The sequence below is a fragment of the Micromonospora sp. NPDC051296 genome (genome assembly GCF_040682255.1).
GTDB lineage: Bacteria > Actinomycetota > Actinomycetes > Mycobacteriales > Micromonosporaceae > Micromonospora > Micromonospora craterilacus.
On sequence record NZ_JBFBAO010000475.1, the window covers coordinates 1 to 4,479 of the forward strand.

5 protein-coding genes are annotated in these 4,479 nt (G+C 71.8%); 3 read left to right on the plus strand and 2 right to left on the minus strand.

Features of this window, described 5'->3' with window-relative positions:
• Positions 1–501: 501 nt before the first annotated feature.
• Positions 502–834 (plus strand): hypothetical protein, encoded by a 333-nt coding sequence (locus AB0M52_RS31125; RefSeq protein WP_363961117.1) that lies wholly within the window; start codon positions 502–504, stop codon positions 832–834.
• A gap of 34 nt (positions 835–868) precedes the next feature.
• Here the strand turns inward: AB0M52_RS31125 and AB0M52_RS31130 are convergent, their stop codons facing one another.
• The gene (locus tag AB0M52_RS31130) at positions 869–1,051 is read right to left on the minus strand and encodes a hypothetical protein (RefSeq protein ID WP_111218732.1); all 183 of its coding nucleotides are present in this window, start codon (positions 1,049–1,051) and stop codon (positions 869–871) included.
• Between the two features lie 168 nt (positions 1,052–1,219).
• Positions 1,220–2,377, minus strand: coding sequence for a geranylgeranyl reductase family protein (locus tag AB0M52_RS31135; protein WP_363961111.1), 1,158 nt, complete (start codon positions 2,375–2,377; stop codon positions 1,220–1,222).
• A 198-nt stretch (positions 2,378–2,575) separates the two neighbouring features.
• On the opposite strand from AB0M52_RS31135, the gene AB0M52_RS31140 reads away from it, so the two are divergent.
• Together AB0M52_RS31140 and AB0M52_RS31145 are read left to right on the plus strand one after the other, a co-directional pair.
• Positions 2,576–2,812 carry a hypothetical protein gene (locus tag AB0M52_RS31140; protein ID WP_363961113.1) on the plus strand — a complete coding sequence of 79 codons (237 nt, stop codon included), beginning with the start codon at positions 2,576–2,578 and terminating at the stop codon, positions 2,810–2,812.
• A gap of 58 nt (positions 2,813–2,870) precedes the next feature.
• The gene (locus tag AB0M52_RS31145; RefSeq protein WP_363961115.1) at positions 2,871–4,337 is read left to right on the plus strand and encodes an MFS transporter; all 1,467 of its coding nucleotides are present in this window, start codon (positions 2,871–2,873) and stop codon (positions 4,335–4,337) included.
• Positions 4,338–4,479: the final 142 nt, after the last annotated feature.

Here is a 4,479-nt window from a genome sequence, read left to right on the forward strand (position 1 = left end):
TCAGCAGACTGTCACGCATGCGGATCCGCTCCACGCCGGGGAGGGCTGGGGCGGGTTCTGCTTCGGGGCCGCCCCGCGCTTCCCCCGTGTCGGGGCGGCCCCGACCCAGCCAGCTGTGTGGGTACCTCTGTTGCTGCTCTGGCGACCAGAAACGTACCCACGCTGTTCTTTGTGGGAGGTTGATGTGCGGGTTCCGTGGTTCCGGTGTCGGGTTGCCGCGCTGCGGTTGCTGCCAACGCGGCCGTCGCGGTTGGTGCTGTCGTCGCAGTCGGTGCCGCGCGTGCCGCCAGCGCGTTCCGTGTCGTCGTCGCGGTCGGTGCCGCAGGGGCCGTCGTCGCAGTCGGTGGTGCCGTTGCCGGGGGTATTGCCTCAGCGCAGGGCCGGCTCGCACCTGCCGGAGTGGATGCGTCAGCCGACGCGGCCGTTGCCGCTGCAACACCCGGGCCGGCCGGGTTGGCTGACGCCGGCTCAGCAGTGGCGGGCGAACGGGGGCCGCCGGTGATCTCGACGCGGCTGCCGACGCCGGGCCGCGGTCCCCGTCCGGTGCGGCCCGGCGGGGCTGGTGGCGAGCTGCCGCACACTCCGTTACGGCCGATCTGGTGTTGTCGGGTGGACGGGCAGCCGTGGCCGTGCGCGGAAGCGCGGTTGTTGTTGCGGGTGGAGTACGACGGCAACCTGACCGGCCTGTCGATCTACCTGGCCGGGTTGATGTACGAGGCGATGCGGGATCTCTATCACCTGAACCCGCACGACGGCCCGGAGCCGAAGGTGTTGTTCGATCGGTTCGTCGCCTGGGGCCCAGCCCGCCGACCGCCGCCGGACGAAGCGACGTAACGCTGACCAGGCGGTGTAACGCCGCCGCCGGGCCTCAGGGGTAGCGGAGCGCCCAGCGGTGCGGGTCGTCCGGGTCCGGGCCGTCGCGGCGCGGCTCGGTCTCGGTCAGCGGGATCCGTTCCTCAGGACGCACCGCCGGCGGCAGTTCGCCGAAGCGGACGTGCCGCAGGAAGGCGTATTCGTCGTCGGTGAACGGCAGCCCAGAACTCTCCGTCATGGCCGTCTCCCTCCACGCTCCCCCATTGTCGGCCCTGCTCGCCAAGTAGCAACACCGTTGGATCACCACCCGTAAGGCATCCTAGGATCCTGGATGGGTGTCGGTGTGGGGGTGCTCGGGAACGCCGCACGCGGGACGGCCGGATGCCAGGAGAGGGCGGGGTGCGGGTCAGGGCTCGGCGTGGGTGGGCGAGGCGCGTCGGCTGGGCAGGCGGTCCACCAAGGCCAGGGCAGCCCGGATCGGCGCCCGACCGATCAACTCGTCGAATTCGGCCCGGCCCCGGCAGTACCGGGTGAACGCCCGCCAGCCCGGCGGCGTGGCCACCAGCGTATGGAAGACGTCCGGCCGCCGGGAGAAGACGTCGAGCAGCCGGTACCCGGCGCGCATGGACGGCACCAGCCGCTCGACCACCGCACTCTGGTAGCCGGCGAGATCGCCGTCGGCGACCGCGGCGCCGGCCAGCTCGCCGGAGCGCAGCGCGTAGCTGATCCCCTCCCGGGTCCAGGGTTCCAGCAGGCCGGCGGCATCGCCGGCGACCAGCACCCGGCCCCGCCGCAGCGGCGAGTCGTCGGCCCGGCACCGGGTCAGATGCCCCGAGTCGTGAGCCGGTTGCACGCCGGCCAGGCCGAGCCGGTCCACGAACCGGCGCAGATACTCCCGGGTACGCTCCCCCTCGCCCCGGCCGGCGATCACCCCGACAGTCAGTCGATCGTCCTTCGGGAACACCCAGGCGTACGAGCCGGGCAACGGGCCCCAGTCCAGCAGCAGCCGGTGCCGCCAGCGGGCCCGCTGCTCCGTCGACACCGGCAACTCCAGCTCCAACCCCAGATCCACCTGCCGGTAGCGCACGCCGACGTGACGCGCACTGACCCCGGAGGAGCCGTCGGCACCGACCACCGCCCGGGCGAGGACCGTCTCACCGCCGGCCAGCCGCAGGCGTACGACCTCGGGGGTCTGTTCCAGCGCGCGGACCGCGACCTGCTCGCGGACCTCGGCCCCGGCGGACACGGCAGCCGCCCGCAGCCGGTCGTCGAACTCCTCCCGGCGCACCATCGTCACCAAGGGGCCCGCCCCGTGCCGCCGGGTGAAGCCGCGTCGCCCGTCCAGGGTGAAGGTGGCCCGGTCGACCACGTCGTGGGCCGGCACCTCGATCCGCCCGGCCAGGGCGGTGAGCGACGTGCCGATCAACCCGCCGCCGCAGGTCTTGTAACGAGGATGCGTCGCCCGCTCGACGACCAGCGTGCGCACACCGCGACGGGCGGCGACGAAGGCGGCGGACAGTCCGGCGGGGCCACCGCCGATCACCACCAGATCCCAGACGGTCACCGATGCAGCCTAAGAGCGACCGGCGATAGGGCGGTGGAGGCGGGGCGGGTCCTGGCCGAGGGTGGCAGGGCGGAGTCGATTGGACCGCGTTTGGGGACGACCCGCGACCCACGATCGGGGGCGCATCTTCGGTCGCCCAGGGGGTAACCGCGCGGCGCAGACCGCCTGCAACAGGCGGAAGAGCATGAGGAGGAAACCATGCAGCAGGTGCAGCTGTCGGACGTCGAGGCTCGGGTTTACGACGCGGTGGCGGCCCTGGAGTCGCGGGGACAGGTCCCCTACCCGGACACGATCGCCCAGGAGTGCGGCCTCACCGAGGAGCAGTTGCAGAACCCGCTGCACCTGCTCACCGAGAAGAACCTGCTGCACCGGGAGGACTCGCCGATGGCCGGGCTCGACTTCGGTCCGCGGTTCTGCGCCCAGCAGCTGGCGTGACGGGCGCCGCCGGACGACACCTCCCCCGCAGGCGGGGTAGCACTCGACAGGGGACATGATGGCTCCGGCGGGAACGAGAGGGTCGGCCGGCACCGAAGCGTACGACGAGCGGCGGCGGTGGCAGGCGCTCGCCGTCGGGCTGGTCGCGACGTTCATGACGCTGCTCGACGTGAGCATCGTCAACGTGGCGATCCCGTCGCTGGAACGTGCCCTGCACGCCAACCCCAGCGAACTGCAGTGGGTGCTGTCCGGGTACGCCCTGACCTTCGGGTTGGCGCTGGTGCCGGCGGGACGGTTCGGTGACATCCGTGGCCGGCGCGACGTCTTCGTTTTCGGCATCGCCCTGTTCACGCTGACCAGCGCGCTGGCCGGGCTGGCCCAGTCCCCCGGCTGGCTGGTCGCCGCCCGGCTGCTCCAAGGCGCCGCCGCCGGGGTGGTGAACCCGCAGGTGACCGGCCTGATCCAACAGCTGTTCCAAGGTCCGGCGCGGGCCAAGCCATTCGGGCTGCTCGGCGCCGTCATCGGCATCTCCACGGCGGTCGGGCCGCTGCTCGGCGGCCTGCTGATCGCCGCCGGCGGGCCGGAGCACGGCTGGCGGTGGGTCTTCTTCGTCAACGTGCCGGTCGGGATCGTCGCGGTGATCCTCGGCTGGCGACTGCTGCCCGGTCGGGTCACGGCACAGACCGCGCGGCGCCGGCTGGACCCGGTCGGCGTACTGCTGCTCGGTGTCGGGGTGACGCTGGTGCTGCTGCCGCTGGTACAGCACGCCCAGTGGCACGGCCCGGCCAAGTGGCTGCTCATTCCCGCCGGCCTGGCCGCGCTGCTCGGCTTCGGGCTCTGGGAACGGTGGTACGCGCGGCAGGGGCCGCCACTGTTCGACGTACGCCTGTTCAGCCTTCAGTCGTACACGCTGGGCTCGCTGATCGCGCTGTTCTACTTCGGTGGGTTTACCGCGATCTTCTTCATCTTCACCCTCTACCTACAGAACGGCCTCGGCTACAGCCCGCTCGTCGCCGGTCTGGCGATCACGCCGTTCGCGCTCGGCTCGGCGGTCGCGGCCACGATCGGCGGACGGATCGTCAACCGGTTCGGCCGGCCACTGGTCGCCGTCGGGCTGCTGGCCGTGGTGGTCGGACTCGGTCTGGTGGCGCTCGCCATCGACCTGATCCCACACGTCCCCGTACCCTGGGTGACCGCGGCTCCGCTGCTGGTCGCCGGGCTCGGCAGCGGGCTGGTGATCGCCCCGAACCAGACGTTGACCCTGTCGCAGGTGCCGGTCCCCCAGGCGGGCAGCGGTGCGGGCATGCTCCAGACCGGCCAACGCATCGGCTCGGCGGCGGGCATCGCCGCCGTCGGGTCGGTCTTCTTCTCCACCGTGGCCAGCGGAGGCAACGCCTGGACGAAAGCCTTCGAGCGGTCGCTGCTGCTCGGTGCCGGGATCGTCACGCTGGCCCTGCTCGCCGCCCTCCTCGACATCGCCCGCCACCACCACCAGACCCGCACGCAAGGAAGGGCCCCTTCTTAACGCCTGGCGTAGAGGAAGGGCCCCTTGTTAACACGACGCCGCAGCGGTCCCGTGCAGATCTTGGACAGTTGGCGTTAGGCGATGACGGGAACTGTCCAAGATTCACATCTTTGGTGTTGCAGACGCTGACTGGCCGGCACCC

What these genes read in the sequence shown, in the direction of transcription:
- AB0M52_RS31130 (WP_111218732.1), bottom strand. Translation starts at nt 1,051, where the DNA reads ATGACGGAGAGTTCTGGGCTGCCGTTCACCGACGACGAATACGCCTTC.
- AB0M52_RS31140 (WP_363961113.1), top strand. Translation starts at nt 2,576, where the DNA reads ATGCAGCAGGTGCAGCTGTCGGACGTCGAGGCTCGGGTTTACGACGCG.
- AB0M52_RS31145 (WP_363961115.1), top strand. Translation starts at nt 2,871, where the DNA reads ATGGCTCCGGCGGGAACGAGAGGGTCGGCCGGCACCGAAGCGTACGAC.